The sequence below is a fragment of the Nostoc sp. genome (genome assembly GCF_054880495.1).
In genome coordinates, this window is record NZ_JBTYKD010000208.1 from 1 (window position 1) to 15,329 (window position 15,329).

Consider the following 15,329-nt stretch of genomic DNA (forward strand, 5'->3'; position numbering starts at 1 on the left):
GAATTAAATAACATACAATTTATGTCCCTGGCTTACCTCACCCTCAATCCCTCTCCTTATAAAGGAGAGGGAAGCTAGAGACAGGATGAAGTTTTGCATTTTATTTAATCCACGTTCCTTAGCTAAAGCTGATTTCGCGCTTTAAGTTGCAGATAGCGCTCAACTAACTGATCGGCAATTTGATTTGCTGGTGCATCTAGTACCAATACACCTTTTTGCTTCAACTGGGCAAATGCTACTTGTCGTTGCATTAATAAATCAAGTGCCACTGCACGGGCATAAGCATCTGTAACATCATCTGTGAATGTGTGTGCCAGACGATCAACTTGCGGATCTCGCAGAGTCACGCAAAATGGGAGATAGCGGGGTGCTAGTTTGGAGAGTGCGGCGAGGAGTTCTGTAGAAGCGGTGACATCAACTAAGTCAGTAATTACGACTACAAGCGCCCTACGAGTTTGTCGCTGCAAAACATTTGTCACCGCCCCTAAATAATCAGATTCAAATAACACTGGTTGAATTGGAGTTAAGCGATCAATTAGCTGATTCAAATGATGTTGACCACGTTCTGGGGGAATCCACGTATGCATCTGGCGGTCAAATACACCAACACCGACACGATCGCCTCGATGTAACCCTGCCAAAGCTAAGGACAAAGTTGCATTCAAACCCCAGTCAAACCTCTGCAAACTCTGCACTTTTGCTGTCATCAACCGTCCACGATCAAGCAAGATAAGTAATGTTTGTTCCTGTTCTGGTTCCAAAACCCGCACCAGTGGCATTGCATTACCATAAGCCCCAACCCGACGGGCGGTAGCTTTCCAATCAATAAACCGCAAATCATCACCAGTGCGATAGTTCCGCAGTTCGGCAAACTCTGTACCAATACCAGTATGGCGAGATTGGCGCATTGATCCTGATGATTGCAGTGTCAGACGAATTGTGAGCGATCGCAATCCCACTAAATCAGGATAAACTTTCACTGGCAGACTTTGGGGAATTTGCCAATCATCCCAAGCTAATCCCCAAAGTCCCAACTGTCGGACTTGAATATTTCCCCAAGGAAACTCTCCCCTCTGTGTCGGCTTGACGGTATACGTCAATTCCTTGGTGCTGTTATTGGGAACAATAGCCCGGAGTGCGGGTGCAGATACGCCAAACCCTGTTGGGTAGTAATCGCAGATTTCAATTAAGGCGTTGCTATTTTGCGATGTGACTTTTAGTACCACCGGATTATCCCGCGCAATCGATAATCGTGACGGTAATTCGCGGCTAATTTGCACACGAGAACGCCGCACCCGCAAACCATCTACAACCATCAATCCGAGAACGATCGCATCAAATAGCAAAGTGATGGCGATCGTTGCTTTAATGTTGAGAAAAAGGCATAGGATCGGGGCGATCGCTATACTCAAAACCAACAATAGATAAACTCGTCTGGAAGGAACCATTTTTTAGAGTGAGAAGTTAGGAGAATGACGATTAGTTTAACCTACTATCATCATGGGCAAAGCGGTTAAAGAGGAAGTCTAGGGCATAGTTACGCAGTTGGTAATATTTTGGATCTTCCATGATGCGGCTGCGATCGCGTGGACAAAAAAAAGGAATTTCCATGACTTCACTAATTTTCGCATGGGGACTATTGGTCATTCCGCGACTGAAAAATCACGTTTAATCTGCAAACTGTTGAGATAAGCGATCGGATCATCGGCGTTAAAGGGAGTACCATCGAACAGTTTGATCGGTTGGCGAATATAGCTAATATCCAAACCTAATTCTCGTGCGGCGGTGCTGAAAACACGAACTTGACACACCCGTTCAACAACTTCTACCCAATTTTCTAGTTATGATTCTCTTAACCTAGCAAACCAGCTGTGAGTAGTTCAAGTAGTATACTCGGCGTTAATTCTCACGTAATCGTAACTCAAATCACAACCCCAAGCTTTACCTGAACCATAACCATTACCAACATTAACGGAGATTAACACCGTATCCTCTTGGAGATAAGCACCCCCTGCTGCCTTTTTTAAATAAGCACTCGTTGCTGCACGATCAAATTGTAGAGGTTGACCATTTTCTAACATTAAAAAATCCCCTAGCTTAATTTGCAGGTTTTCTTGCTCAAAGGGAATACCTGCACGTCCGGCGGCGGCAGCGATGCGTCCCCAGTTGGGGTCACGTCCAAAGATTGCAGATTTAACTAAGGATGAACCAGCAATGGTTTTGGCTATTTGCCTAGCTGAGAGTTCATCATGGGCGCCTGTTACTTCCACTTCAATTAGACAGGTTGCGCCTTCACCATCACGAGCGATCGCTTTGGCTAAATGCTGACAAACTGCTGTTAACATCGCTTCTAATTTCTCTGCTTCTGCGCCTAATTCTGTAATTGCTGGGGTGCGAGATTGACCATTTGCCAAGGCAATTAAGCTGTCGTTGGTGCTGGTATCACCATCCACGGTAATGGAATTAAAGCTTCTATCAGCTGCCCTTGCTAACATCTGCTGCCAAAGGTGAGGCGAAACCACAGCATCACAAGTCACAAATGCCAGCATGGTTGCCATGTTGGGGTGAATCATGCCGGAACCTTTGGCAATGCCGCCAATTCGTACCGGACGGTCGCTTATAGTTGTCTCTAGGGCAATGGATTTTGTTACCAAATCTGTAGTGATAATCGCCCCGGCGGCGGCATCTGAGCCTGTTTCTGAGAGTGCTGCTACTACCTTGGGAATCCCGCTTCGCAACGCATCCATTTTAATTCTTTGACCAATCACGCCAGTGGAAGCCAATAACACAGATTCAGACGAAATGTTTAATGCTTGGGCTATTGCCATAGCAGATTCTAGGGTATCAAGGTAGCCTTGAGTTCCTGTAGCGGCATTTGCTTGTCCGGCGTTGCAGAGGATGGCACGAGCGCTATGTTTAGCTTGCAAGCGTTGGCGACAATATTCTACACAGGCGGCTTTAACTTGGCTGGTGGTAAATACACCAGCTGCGATCGCTTCCACCTCTGAGAATATCAAAGCTAAATCTGGCAAAAGAGAAGGTTTCAACCCGGCGGTAATTCCCGCCGCCTGATACCCCCTTGGTGCTGTGATGCCACCTGTTATTTTGTGCCAATCTGCCATTATTATTCCTTATAACTATCAGGTCGGATAGGTCAATTTGTGCTTTGGAAAAGTGCTGAGTTTAGGAGTTTGGAGAGACGCGATTAATCGCGTCTGTACAGGAGTTTAGAGTTTCCCCCTACTTCCCAGTCCCTTTTGTTGTGAGTTTATTTGCTGATGGTAATAATAATGTACCAGTTGGCGATTAGCATAATTGTTTTTACCTTTCTTATGACGAAAGACAAAAGCAAAAAATCAGAGCTACTTGGGTCCCTCTCCAGATCATCAGGGTGCATCTACTTAACGGGACTCTATCATTTGTAATCTAAGGGTTAATACTTAATTTATTGAAATTATTTATAATAATATTATTATGAAGTTCACCGTAAATACCACAAAAATAAAATAAAAAAGAGAGCCACTTAGGTAGCTCTCCAGATCATCAGGGTGCATCTACATACCACAGCATATCATTTTAGGTATGCGGGTTGTCACCAGCTTTTTTTGTGAAGATTCTGTGAAGAACCACCGATAAAATACTGACTTGGGGCATTGGGCATTGGGGATGGGGCATTGGGAAAACACTTTCTTTCTTCATCCCCTTGTCTCCCTTGTCCCCCTCATCCCCCTAAGCAAAGTTGACTTAACAAACTACTAGGCGTCCAATTTTTTCTCCACCAATTCGTTAGTCAGCTTAGGATCAGCACGTTTGCCTGTCTTTTTCAGAACTTGTCCAACAAAGAAGCCTTTCAGGTTGGTGTTACCGTTACGATACTTTTCTAGTTCTTTGGGATTGGCGGCTATGACTTCATCAACGATGGGTTCTAGTACACTAGGATCGGTGATTAACTCTTGACCGGCAAAGGCTTTCTCAGGAGAAATACCACTGAGCAAGTCTGGCAACTTTTCTTTAGCTTGAGCATTGCTAATTTTGCCCGTTTCAATGCGAGTGATAATCTCTGCTAAACTGGTGGGAGTCAGCGCGATTTCAGTAATACTGAGTTTTTGCTTATTGAGGTGTGCTGCAATATCTTGAGTAATCCAGTTTGCAGCAGCTTTGGGATTTGCTCCAGATGCGATCGCAGTTTCAAAATATTCGGCTACTGGATGATCTTCTGTCAACACTCGCGCATCATAAGCCGAAAGCCCCAACTCACTTTCATAATGATGGCGTTTTTGGGCTGGTAGTTCTGGTAATTCGCTGCGCCATTTCTCTAATTGTTCATTTGTCACCTCAATTGGTGCTAAATCTGGTTCGGGGAAATAGCGGTAATCGCTAGAACCTTCCTTCACCCGCATACTACTTGTGCGTTGAGCGCCTTCTTCCCATAAACGAGTTTCTTGGATAATGCGATCGCCTGCTTCGATTGCGGCGATTTGGCGCTCAATTTCGTAGTCAATCGCCCGTTGGATGGCGTTGAACGAGTTCATGTTTTTAATTTCTACCTTGGTGCCAAACTGCTCTCGTCCCACCGGACGCACGGAAATGTTGACATCGCAGCGCAGAGATCCTTCTTGCATATTCCCGTCACTCACGCCGAGATAGCGCACAATCCGACGCAACTCTTCGGCATATTCAGCAGCTTCTAGTCCCGAACGCAAGTCAGGTTCCGAGACAATTTCTACTAATGGGATACCTGCGCGATTGTAGTCTACCAAAGAATAGGAAGAACCGGAGAGGCGATCGCTGCCTGCATGTACCAATTTTCCAGCATCTTCCTCCATGTGCAGACGCGTAATGCCAATGCGTTTGCGAGTGGGATTACCCTCAGCATCTACCAACTCAATTTCTAACCAACCATGTTCTGCGATCGGTAGATCATATTGAGAAATTTGGTAATTTTTGGGTAAGTCAGGATAAAAATACTGTTTACGGTCAAATTTGCTATATTTAGCAATTTGACAATTTAGTGCCAAACCAGCTTTTACAGCGTATTCTAATACTTTTTCATTGAGTACAGGTAAGACCCCAGGTAAACCCATACAAACCGGGTCAATGTTAGTATTGGGGTCAGCACCGAATGCCGTAGAGCTATTAGAGAAAATCTTGGTGTTGGTACTCAGCTGACAATGGGTTTCTAGACCAATAATCGCTTCATACTCAGTTTTTACGGTCGTAGCAGTGGTCATAATATCAATATTTGGGCAATAATCCTTCTAGTTGTACTATTGTAGCGGCGTATTGAGTTGCCCTGAAGACGGTTATTTGGGTGAGTAATGCTTACCTTCTTGAGCTTGAAAAGGGAGATGCAAATTTAAGGTGAAGAAAATCTTAATCATTGGTTCTGGGGGTGCTGGTAAATCTACCCTAGCCCGCGAATTGGGAACCATCTTAGGCTTAGAAGTGATTCACTTGGATGCTTGGTACTGGAATCCTGGCTGGGTTGAGACTCCAAAAGCTGAATGGCAGAGTATAATTCAAGACCTAACCCTACGAGAATCTTGGATTATGGATGGTAACTATGGCAGTACTCTCGACGTTCGTTTGTCGGTTGCAGATACGGTAATTTTTTTGGATTTTCCCCGTCTTTTATGTTTGTCGCGAGTGATTAAACGTCGCTTTATGTATAGTGGACAATCTAGACATGATATGGCATCAGATTGCCCTGAAAGATTGAACTGGGAATTTATCAAATATATATGGTCATACCCAATTACTCGTCGTCCTGGAATTCTCGAAAAGCTTAGTCAACTAACACAAAATCAGCAAGTTATTATTCTTTGCGAACCAACAGAAGTCAGAGATTTTTTACAAAATAATTATAATAAGGTATTAAATTAGCAAATTAGATCAGGGAGCAACTAAGATTATGATTGATGTCGAAACAGCAGTAAATGCTGCATATCAATACATAAAATCCATACAAGAGATGATGGGTTCTTCATTAGGAGATTTAAGACTTGAAGAAGTTGAACTTTCTGAGGATAAAATCTTCTAGTTGATTACTTTAGGGTTTGATATTCCTAAAAAACCTCCTAAAAGTCGATTGGAAGACTTAATTCTTACCTCTCTTGCTTCTACCCCTGTGTTATATGAACGAGAATATAAACTTTTTAAAGTAAATTCTGAAACTGGCGAAGTAGAAGCAATGAAAATTAGACAAGTATGAAAAGTTTGATTGCTTCCCTTGTTCGTCGTTATTGCCAAAAAGGGATTTTAATTGATACAAATATCCTGCTTCTCTTTTTAGTTGGGAGCGTCAATCAAGAACGAATAAATAAATTTAATCGAACCCAGCAATTTATACCAGAAGATTACAAGCTTCTGCTAGCATTTATTGGAAGTTTTCAAAAGCTTGTAACAACTCCGAATATTCTGACAAAAGTTAAAATAATTCGTAATTAAGTTTTGTGACGGTGATTTCAATTAGCCATCAAAACATGCTGCCTGTAGAGGCAGGGGAATTAAACCCCCAAACTTTGTTAAAGCGGAGCAGGAGTTGCTCCGCTAAAGCGTCAAATCAATGCTTTTCTCTGTGATTCTCATTTTCCAGTGCTTTGAGAACTTTGAGATATAAATTTTCTACTGTCTTCATCTGAACTCCGCCAAGGGAAAACTTTAACTATTTTATAGCAGTTAGTCAAGATATTTTAAATTAAACAATTGCACTATGTATTTTACTCAAACCTATAGTATAGAGACAAGAAAACTTCATTTTTTAATATCTAAAGAAACTCTTAAGTTTTCAGGATTCTAAACTAACTATAAAAAACGTAAATGCCTGTAATATGGCTTTACCGTAGGCGTGTAGCCTGCACTTCAACCTTTCTCTACGAGACGCTGCGCGAACGACGCAGGTGTTACCCTGAGCTTGTCGAAGGGCTCAGGGCAGGTGTTACCCTGAGCCTGCCGAAGGGCAAGCTCAGTGACCTAGGATCGTACTAGAGAAAATAGAGTGTATCTGCGCCGATTAATCCCACACACGTCATCTAAATTTTTAATCGTAAGTTTTCAGACATTGATATTTAATTTTAGCACTGATACGGATTTTACTTATGTATGTAAAGACAAATCATACAAACAAAATAATTGCAAACTTCTGCTTGAGCATTATTGTGTCCTGGAAACGATTGCAAATTAAGGCTTTGAGATTCATAGGCATCTGAAAGTTGCAACTCAGTTGGTCTAAAATATAGCGCTAAGTGTTGACAATCTAAAAATAATCGAATAACAAGGTGGCAGCAGCATAAAAAAAGCGTTAGTGCATTTCTACCTAGAAAGTAATTAACGCCCTTCATGAAATTTCATACGGATAACATAATTATGCCAGAAAATACGGATAACAAAGCTTCCAAATCAGACAATCAGCCTATTGCCTATAAAGAACGCCTCAATTCTTGGGCGATCGCTCGTCTACTTCCTAATACGCAACGGGAAATTGTTGCCCGCTTCCGCAGTCGTTCCGATGCCGATGGCTATATGCGGCACCTTCCTCAGGAAATACCAAATGCTTCTTACATGGTTGTTTTTGATTGTCAACGGGAAGAAGCTGTGATTTAAAATACAAGTATAGGCAATACACCTTCTATGAAAATAAGGACTTAGGCGGGAGTTGAGGAGTATTTATTCAGATGCCAGTCGGACTCAAATTCATGCTGAATTCTGACGACTTGTGATGACGTTAAGGATCAACTTAGGCTTTATCGAATAGTCCAAAGAAACCTCACCCTGGTTTTGCTACGCAAAACCTGTCCCTCTCCTTGGTAAGGAGAGGGATGTCCGTTAGGACTCTTTGAGGTTTTTGTTTATTTTATTTGTACCCCGAAGTTGAATCACTAGCCAAGCTCCTCCAGAGAATACTAACAACAAGGGTGTCAACCAATCACCCCAACGCACATATAGAGTCTTTGTCTGTCGCCGATAAATTGTTTCAGCATGAGTTTCATAGGTATTATATCCAGATATCCACAAGGTTTTACCGTGAGGATCTATAAAGGCTGAATATCCGGTATTAGTTGCCCTTGCTGACCATCGATCAGTTTCAATAGCCCGCATGATATCCTGTGCATGATGCTGGAATGGCATGGATGCCGTGTAATGGGCATCGTTTGAAGAACTGAGGATAAATTGCCCACCCATAGCAGCTTGACGGCGAAATTGTTCAGGAAAAGCAGATTCATAACATATACTAGCGATCGCCCGACCAAAAGGAGTGTCAAATAGCTGATTTGCTGAACCGGGAACTTGGTGTGCATTCAAAGGCGACAAGCGCTGAACTATTCCACCTAAAATTCCTTCAAAAGGAATATATTCTCCCAGAGGTACTAGTTTGGCTTTGTCGTAGCGGCTGACAATTTCACCTTTACTGTTGAAGGTAAACAAACTAATTGTATAACTATCTCCCCGTTCGCCAAAAGCCCCAATCCAAGCAACTACACCTTTTAGTTTCACGGCTGCGACTAAGGCAGTTCCCAGTAAATCACGCTGGAAAATAGGTAAGGCTCCTTCTGGGGTAAGGACTGCATCTACACCTTGATCTGCTAAAGTTATATACCCACTGGTATAATTTTCTTGGGCGCGACGAAACCCTTCAGAACTTCGTAAAAGTCGGTTCGGGATATTACCCTGAACAATCCCCACTTTTAAGGCTGTTTCTGGGGATTGAGCAATCGGATGGCTATATAAGATAAAACCAATCAGGTGTAAGCTAATTAATAATCCTGCGGCAGTAGCTAAGTATTTATTAACGAACCACAGAGGCGCAAAGAAGCCAGTGCGTTGCGGGGGTTCCCACGCCACTTGCTTTATGCCGGGGAACCCGTCCACCGCAGTGGCTCCCCGTTGTAGCAACTGGCGCGACACAGAGGAAATTCTCTCTGCCTGTGGGCAGTTCATCCACGCTTCCGCAATTAAACCATTCACGGCTGCGATCGCTGCTGTCACAGTATTAGGCCCAGAAAGTTGACCCAGGTGTAAAATTACCAGATTATGCGGACTTTGTGTGTAAGCCAGAGAACTCCACCACAGAGGACCAGCACTCCACAGACTCTCTAAGCCGCACCAGACGGCTGTACCAATCAATACACGTAACCAGGATTTTCGCCCACCCAGACGAACCATCACAGCCGCCCAAATAGCAACAAATATTCCTCCCAAGACACTGATAAATCCCCAACAAAAAAGGGTGATTCCCAAACTCGGCAACCACGGAACGCCCAACCAAGTCATCGGGTGAATTCCCGTAATCCAAGATAGGGCGATACCGTGATAAGCGATACCCCAGGCGAAGCCATTTTTGATTTTAGGTCGCACCTTTGGTGCGCTTCCAGCGCAACTTGGATTTTGGATTGAATTAGAACTAACAACTAAAACCCAGAGGGGCGCTAAGGCAACCCAAGCTAGGAACCATGCGCCGACAGGGGCGACGGTTAGCCCCATTAAAATGCCGCTACCTAAGGCAATCAAGTAAGGGAGTGAGGAAGTTAACCTCTCCCCCTGCTTTTTACTCTGCTTCTTCTGCATCGACAGCATCAGGTGGAACTATTGCCACTCCGGTAATCGCGTCGTCTTCATCTAAACGCTGCACTCTGACTCCAGTTGCTGATCGCGATTGGATCGAAATCGCATTCAAGGCTTGACGGATGATAATACCGCGATTTGTCACCATCATCATTTCATCGTCATCGTCGTTGACAATGCGTAGGGTTGCCAACTTGTCTTTGTTTTTGCGGTTTTTGAACTTGGTTGCCATTAAACCCTGACCAGCACGATTTTGCAGCCGGAACTGGGCAACTGGTACGCGCTTACCATATCCTGCCATTGTAATTACTAATACCCAAGGGCCAATACTGCCGTTGCTAGGAACTTCGGCAGATTCTTCATTAATTTCGATAGTTTCGATAGTTTCGCTAATTTCGATATCTTCTGTTTCGACTACTTCGATTGCTTCGATATCTTCAATTTCGACTTCTATTTCTGTATCCAAAGTGGCAAGAATTGCTGCGGGGAGAATATCCATACCCACCAGTTCATCTTTATTTTTCAGTTTCATGGCTTTCACGCCACGAGTCGCTCTACTTAAAGGACGCAATTGTTCGTGGTTGCACCGGAAATGAATCGCCATCCCGTGACGAGAACCAATGATTACACTGTCCTCTGCTTTCGCACGCCGCACCCAACGAAGTTTGTCGCCTTCTTCTAAGGAAATCGCAATCAAGCCATTGGCGCGAATATGACTAAACGCTGCCAATTCGGTTTTCTTGATATTGCCGCCTTTGGTAAGCATGACCAAATATTCTTCGTTGCTAAACTCGTCAACGGGTACAATCGAAGTGATTTTTTCCTCTTTGGGAATCGGTAGCATTTGGACAATTGGTGTGCCACGACTGGTACGCGAACTCACTGGAATTTGATACGCTCTTAAGCAGTAAACGACACCACGCTGGCTAAAGAATAAAATACTGTCGTGGTCGCAGCAAGTCAAGAAATGCTCAACGGTATCATCATCTTTGACTTTAGCTGCGGCTTTACCTCTAGTAGCACGGCTTTGCGCCTCAAAGGTGTTGACTGGCATCCGTTTGATGTAGCCTTGCTCTGTAACCAAGATGATCGCTTTTTCATTGGCAATTAGGTCACGGTCATCTAATTCCCCTTCCCCTGGTAAAATTACCGTGCGGCGGGGTGTGGCAAAACTAGTTTTTAGTTGCGCGACTTCGGTTTCAATGATTTCTAGCACTCTCTCCCGACGTGCCAAAATATCTTGCAAGTCGGTAATCTTTGCTTGCAATTCATCGTGTTCCAGACGAATTTTATCTGCTTCTAAGGCAGTCAACCGCCGCAATTGCATCTGCAAAATCGCATCTGCTTGCACTTCGGAGAGTCCGTAAGTTGTAATCAGTTCGCCTTTAGCTGTGGGTGCATCTGGTGCATGGCGAATCAAGACAATAATCGGATCTAACTGGGAAAGCGCAATTAATAACCCTTGCAGGAGATGGTCGCGTTCTTCGGCTTTCCGCAGTTCGTAGCGGGTGCGTCTGGCAATGGATTCGATGCGGAAATCCAAGAAGACGCTTAAAAACTGCTTGAGGGTAAGTACTTGGGGTTCGCTATTCACCAACGCCAGCATATTCGCCCCAAAGTTGGCTTGCAGTGGCGTTTGCTTGTAGAGGTTGTTCAGAACGACGCGGGGATAAGCATCACGCTTGAGTTCAATTACAATTCGCATCCCGTCGCGATCGCTTTCATCCCGGATATCTGCGATGCCCTCTAGACGCTTCTCGTTCACCATTTCGGCGATTTTTTCAATCAGCGCCGCTTTGTTGGTTTGATAGGGCAATTCGGTGATGATAATTGCTTCTCTATCTGGGCGTCCGCGCTGTTCAACGGTTTCAATGTTAGCTACACCACGCATGGTAATGGAACCCCGCCCAGTGGTGTAAGCTTCTCGAATCGCAGATGTGCCCAAAATCTGCGCCCCAGTCGGAAAGTCTGGGCCGTGGACATACTCCATTAATTCGAGATCGGTGATTTCTGGATTGTGAATCACAGCTACCAAAGCATCAATCAATTCGCCCAAGTTGTGGGGGGGAATGTTGGTGGCCATGCCCACGGCAATTCCAGAGGAACCGTTGAGCAATAACTGGGGAATCCGGGCCGGTAAGACTGTCGGTTCTTGTTGGGAACCGTCGAAGTTATCGGCAAAGTCTACGGTTTCTAATTCGATGTCGTGCAGTAGACCAGCACTAGTTAAAGCTTGCAAGCGGCATTCTGTGTATCGCATTGCGGCTGGCGGATCGTTGTCTACCGAACCGAAGTTACCATGCCCGTTAACTAGGGGCGATCGCATCGAAAAATCCTGTGCCATCCGCACCAAGGCATCATACACTGCCGTGTCGCCGTGGGGGTGATATTTACCTAGCACTTCCCCCACCACACGGGCGCATTTCTTAAAGGGGCGATCGTGGAGCAGACCTAGCTCGTGCATTGCGTAGAGAATGCGACGATGCACAGGTTTTAGACCATCCCTGGCATCTGGCAACGCCCGACCCACTATCACGCTCATGGCGTATTCCAGATAAGACTGCGACATTTCGGTTCGCAAGTCTATCGGGATAATCCTCTCCTGTGAGGTTGTCATAACCTAAAAATCTCCAAAAATCGTAGATTTTAGCTTTTTTATTCAATAAAGCGCAAGATTATTCTAAATTGCTCTTGAATAATTGCCATAATTTGATACAATCTTAACATATATTGCTTTTTTTTGCCTGGGCAGCTAACTCAAGTGTCTAGCAAATAAATAGTTCTTAGAGGATGTTTTAAAAGTTTATTTTCATCTATCCTGCCAATTATAAATCGCACACCAGAAGTAGGGTGTGTTATGCCGTAGGCTAACGCACCTTGAATTGTAGAATAATCCTAGCGATTAGAAATTGCGGCTACACAGGCAAAACCCTCCTACGAGGGTTAGAAAACCCTTGGTTTTGGATTAGGGATTTCCAAGAAATTAATTATTCCATCTTGTGGGGTGGGCATCTCGCCCGCCCATAAACTAAAGGCGCTCATGTTGCCCACCCCACAAGAAATAATTGGATATTTTTTTGTTTGGAAGCCCCTTAGAGGATGTTTGAAAAGTATTTTTGGTAACATCTAAGTCTCGGAAACCTAACCCCCCTTCCCCCCTTCCCTACAAGGAAATGGGGGTTTCAAAGCCTCTCGACCCTTGCCTAACGGCAGGCTAACGCCAACGGGGAGAGGTTTGGAGAGTGGTTTCTAGTATACTTTGCGACTTTTCAAACAACTTCTTAGACCTACCTTTATTTTTGGCAAAGGTATTAAGATGTTCAACATCTTAATACCTAAAAAACTAGGCAATTAGAGTGAAATTGTTACTATTCAAAGTAATATTCGGATTACCTAAACGAGCAAACTCAAACACTGTTCCAGTACCCAGAACATTGCCATCCTGGTTATAGAATAGGCTGCCAGTACTTTGACTATAGACAATATGTGCATTCTTAGCGTTGACGAGTTGATCATTAGTGACAACTGCAAAGTCAGTTAAAGCCTGTCCCACAGTATTAATAACAGCATTGAAGGTAGTTTTACTTAGCACAATCTGGTCTTGTCCCGCTTCAAAACCGGTGATGTAATCAACACCTAAGCTTCTGTTAAAAACCCCACTACTTTGGAACAGATATTTATCCTTTCCGGCTCCACCCGTGAGAACATCATTGCCGACTCCTCCCAAAAGTTGGTCATCACCATTACCTCCTTGGAGGGTGTCATTTCCGCCACCGCCAATCAGAGTGTTATTCAGTGCATTACCAGCGAAAATGTCATTGCCTGTGCCACCCGTTGCATTTTCAATCACGTTGTTGGCAGAGAGAATGAGTTTGAGATTGCTATTAACCGTTTGCAAGGTGGTTACACCTAGATTTACGTTGACGGCAGTTGTAGTACCGCTAAAGTCAATAGTATCAGTACCACCTGTTGTGGTTTCTGTAATTGTGTCGGTTCCTAAGGCTGTATTAGCTAAGAAAGAATAGGTATCATTCCCCGCTACCCCTTGCAATTGGTCATTTCCGCCACCGCCAATCAGAGTGTTATTTAGTGCATTACCAATCAGACGATCATTGCCTGTGCCCCCCGTTGCATTTTCAATCACGTTATTGGCAGAGAGAATGAGTTTGAGATTGCTATTAACCGTTTGCGAGGTAGTTACGCCTAGATTTAGGTTTACGGCAACTGTAGTAGCGCTAAAGTTAATAGTATCAGTACCACCTGTTGTGGTTTCTATAATTGTGTCAGTTCCCAAGGCTGTATTAGCTAGGAAAGAATAGGTATCATTTCCAGCACCACCGTATAGGGTATCACTTCCAGCACCACCTGATAACTTATCATCTCCCTGTTCACCAAACAAACGGTCATTACCGTCATCACCTTGCAGGCTATCGTTACCTAAACCACCAAACAAATCATCATTTAAATTACTTCCGGTGATGGTGTCATTAACAACTGCACTCTTCAAATTGAAATTACTAGCTTGTAATTGGCTTTTGCTAATACCATTGATTTGGAGTCGATAATAATAATTACCGTCAAATAGGCGATAGCGTGTATTAATGATGGCGTTCCCATCCGCATCATCGCTGGTGAGAACTAAGATAGTATTAAAGTCACTGATGCCAATATTTCTAACATCAATTTGGTCTTCTCCCTTCTTAAAATCAGTTACGATATCTTGGTCTTTGCTAAAAATATAATCATTGAAGTACTCTAAGACAAATTGATCTTTACCTGCACCACCGTATAGGGTATCACTTTCAGCACCACCTGATAATTGATCATTACCACCTAGCCCAGAAAGGGTATCATTACCGTTTAAGCCTTGAATAGTATCATTTCCAGAAGTGCCGACTAAATTATCGTTCTTGTTTGTTCCTTGAGTAGCCATAGTTTTACTGTGCTTTTTTGGGTTTAAGATAGTCGAAATATAAATTGACGCATCATGTAATATACATTACATGATTTTTGTTACCTTAATATTTGATATCAAATATTAAGGTAACAAAACGATATTGAGACCTAGCTTTTTTTGGCATAGGTATTAAGATGAGATATTAATACCTATGCCAAAAAAAGCTAGGCAATCAAACTGAAATTGCTACTACTCAAAGTAATATCAGAATTTCCTAAACGAGCAAACTCCAACACTGTTCCTGTACCCAGAACATTAGCATCTTGGTTATAGAATAGGCTGCCACTACTTTGACTATAGACAATATGTGCATTCTTAGCGTTGACGAGTTGATCATCAGTGACAACTGCAAAGTCAGTTAAAGCTTGTCCCGCACTATTAGTAACAGCACTAAAGGTGGTTTTACTCAGGACAATCTGGTCTTGTCCCGCTTCAAAATCAGTGATGTAATCAACACCTAAGTTTGTGTTAAAAACCCCACTACTTTGGAACAGAAATTTATCCTTCCCGGCTCCACCAGTGAGAATATCGTCACCATTGCCTCCCCAAAGTAAGTCATCACCAGTTCCACCAGTGAGAATATCATTACCATTACCTCCCTGAAGGGTGTCATTTCCTGCTAACCCTTGCAGTTGGTCATTTCCGTCACCGCCAATCAGAGTGTTATTCAGTGCATTACCAGTGAGACGCTGATTGCTTGTGCTGGTAGTGTTGGCTAACTGTAGTGAATAGTTGGAGTTGACGTTTGTACCGGGTGAAATTCCAACATAGTAATTCCCCGATGCTCCCAAGGTTGCACTAATTTGACCGT

At 43.6% G+C, this 15,329-nt stretch carries 11 protein-coding genes and 2 pseudogenes; 4 read left to right on the top strand and 9 right to left on the bottom strand.

The window, feature by feature from the left end:
- Nucleotides 1-122: 122 nt before the first annotated feature.
- The 5 genes and pseudogenes from ACYTXL_RS19350 to gatB all read right to left on the bottom strand — a co-directional run bounded on the left by ACYTXL_RS19350 (nucleotide 123) and on the right by gatB (nucleotide 5,231).
- A complete protein-coding gene (locus ACYTXL_RS19350) occupies nucleotides 123-1,448 on the bottom strand; it encodes a DUF58 domain-containing protein (protein ID WP_461926160.1) in 1,326 nt (441 codons plus the stop codon).
- Between the two features lie 31 nt (nucleotides 1,449-1,479).
- Nucleotides 1,480-1,647, bottom strand: a pseudogene (locus tag ACYTXL_RS19355) (bacitracin ABC transporter ATP-binding protein); the annotation flags it as partial.
- Nucleotides 1,644-1,835 (bottom strand): annotated as a pseudogene (locus tag ACYTXL_RS19360) (hypothetical protein); the annotation flags it as partial. The pseudogenes ACYTXL_RS19360 and ACYTXL_RS19355, both read right to left, overlap by 4 nt.
- 45 nt (nucleotides 1,836-1,880) lie before the next feature.
- Nucleotides 1,881-3,122, bottom strand: coding sequence for a bifunctional ornithine acetyltransferase/N-acetylglutamate synthase (gene argJ / locus ACYTXL_RS19365; protein ID WP_461926161.1), 1,242 nt, complete (start codon nucleotides 3,120-3,122; stop codon nucleotides 1,881-1,883).
- Nucleotides 3,123-3,755: 633 nt separating this feature from the next.
- Nucleotides 3,756-5,231 carry an Asp-tRNA(Asn)/Glu-tRNA(Gln) amidotransferase subunit GatB gene (gene gatB, locus ACYTXL_RS19370; protein WP_461926162.1) on the bottom strand — a complete coding sequence of 492 codons (1,476 nt, stop codon included), beginning with the start codon at nucleotides 5,229-5,231 and terminating at the stop codon, nucleotides 3,756-3,758.
- Between the two features lie 130 nt (nucleotides 5,232-5,361).
- Here gatB and ACYTXL_RS19375 point away from each other — a divergent pair, with 130 nt between their 5' ends.
- The 4 genes from ACYTXL_RS19375 (at nucleotide 5,362) to ACYTXL_RS19390 (ending at nucleotide 7,602) form a co-directional block, all read left to right on the top strand.
- Nucleotides 5,362-5,883: a DNA topology modulation protein gene (locus ACYTXL_RS19375; protein ID WP_461926163.1), complete on the top strand. Its 522-nt coding sequence runs from the start codon at nucleotides 5,362-5,364 to the stop codon at nucleotides 5,881-5,883.
- A gap of 28 nt (nucleotides 5,884-5,911) precedes the next feature.
- Nucleotides 5,912-6,040 carry a hypothetical protein gene (locus tag ACYTXL_RS19380; protein ID WP_461926164.1) on the top strand — a complete coding sequence of 43 codons (129 nt, stop codon included), beginning with the start codon at nucleotides 5,912-5,914 and terminating at the stop codon, nucleotides 6,038-6,040.
- A gap of 167 nt (nucleotides 6,041-6,207) precedes the next feature.
- Nucleotides 6,208-6,447: a PIN domain-containing protein gene (locus ACYTXL_RS19385; protein WP_461926165.1), complete on the top strand. Its 240-nt coding sequence runs from the start codon at nucleotides 6,208-6,210 to the stop codon at nucleotides 6,445-6,447.
- A 918-nt stretch (nucleotides 6,448-7,365) separates the two neighbouring features.
- Nucleotides 7,366-7,602 (top strand): hypothetical protein, encoded by a 237-nt coding sequence (locus ACYTXL_RS19390; RefSeq protein WP_461926166.1) that lies wholly within the window; start codon nucleotides 7,366-7,368, stop codon nucleotides 7,600-7,602.
- Between the two features lie 222 nt (nucleotides 7,603-7,824).
- Here the strand turns inward: ACYTXL_RS19390 and lnt are convergent, their stop codons facing one another.
- From lnt to ACYTXL_RS19410, 4 genes are all read right to left on the bottom strand, one after another.
- Nucleotides 7,825-9,564 (bottom strand): apolipoprotein N-acyltransferase, encoded by a 1,740-nt coding sequence (gene lnt / locus ACYTXL_RS19395; RefSeq protein ID WP_461926167.1) that lies wholly within the window; start codon nucleotides 9,562-9,564, stop codon nucleotides 7,825-7,827.
- A complete protein-coding gene (gene gyrA, locus ACYTXL_RS19400; RefSeq protein ID WP_461926168.1) occupies nucleotides 9,545-12,178 on the bottom strand; it encodes a DNA topoisomerase (ATP-hydrolyzing) subunit A in 2,634 nt (877 codons plus the stop codon). The genes lnt and gyrA overlap by 20 nt, the downstream gene beginning before the upstream one ends.
- Nucleotides 12,179-12,904: 726 nt before the next feature.
- A complete protein-coding gene (locus ACYTXL_RS19405; RefSeq protein WP_461926169.1) occupies nucleotides 12,905-14,494 on the bottom strand; it encodes a calcium-binding protein in 1,590 nt (529 codons plus the stop codon).
- 188 nt (nucleotides 14,495-14,682) lie between these two features.
- Nucleotides 14,683-15,329, bottom strand: a 647-nt coding sequence (locus ACYTXL_RS19410) for a M10 family metallopeptidase C-terminal domain-containing protein (protein ID WP_461926170.1), incomplete at its 5' end; no start/stop codon positions are given.

Coding starts and splice junctions, on each gene's coding strand:
- ACYTXL_RS19350 (WP_461926160.1), bottom strand. CDS start 1,448: ATGGTTCCTTCCAGACGAGTTTATCTATTGTTGGTTTTGAGTATAGCG.
- argJ (WP_461926161.1), bottom strand. CDS start 3,122: ATGGCAGATTGGCACAAAATAACAGGTGGCATCACAGCACCAAGGGGG.
- gatB (WP_461926162.1), bottom strand. CDS start 5,231: ATGACCACTGCTACGACCGTAAAAACTGAGTATGAAGCGATTATTGGT.
- ACYTXL_RS19380 (WP_461926164.1), top strand. CDS start 5,912: ATGATTGATGTCGAAACAGCAGTAAATGCTGCATATCAATACATAAAA.
- ACYTXL_RS19385 (WP_461926165.1), top strand. CDS start 6,208: ATGAAAAGTTTGATTGCTTCCCTTGTTCGTCGTTATTGCCAAAAAGGG.
- ACYTXL_RS19390 (WP_461926166.1), top strand. CDS start 7,366: ATGCCAGAAAATACGGATAACAAAGCTTCCAAATCAGACAATCAGCCT.
- lnt (WP_461926167.1), bottom strand. CDS start 9,564: ATGCAGAAGAAGCAGAGTAAAAAGCAGGGGGAGAGGTTAACTTCCTCA.
- gyrA (WP_461926168.1), bottom strand. CDS start 12,178: ATGACAACCTCACAGGAGAGGATTATCCCGATAGACTTGCGAACCGAA.
- ACYTXL_RS19405 (WP_461926169.1), bottom strand. CDS start 14,494: ATGGCTACTCAAGGAACAAACAAGAACGATAATTTAGTCGGCACTTCT.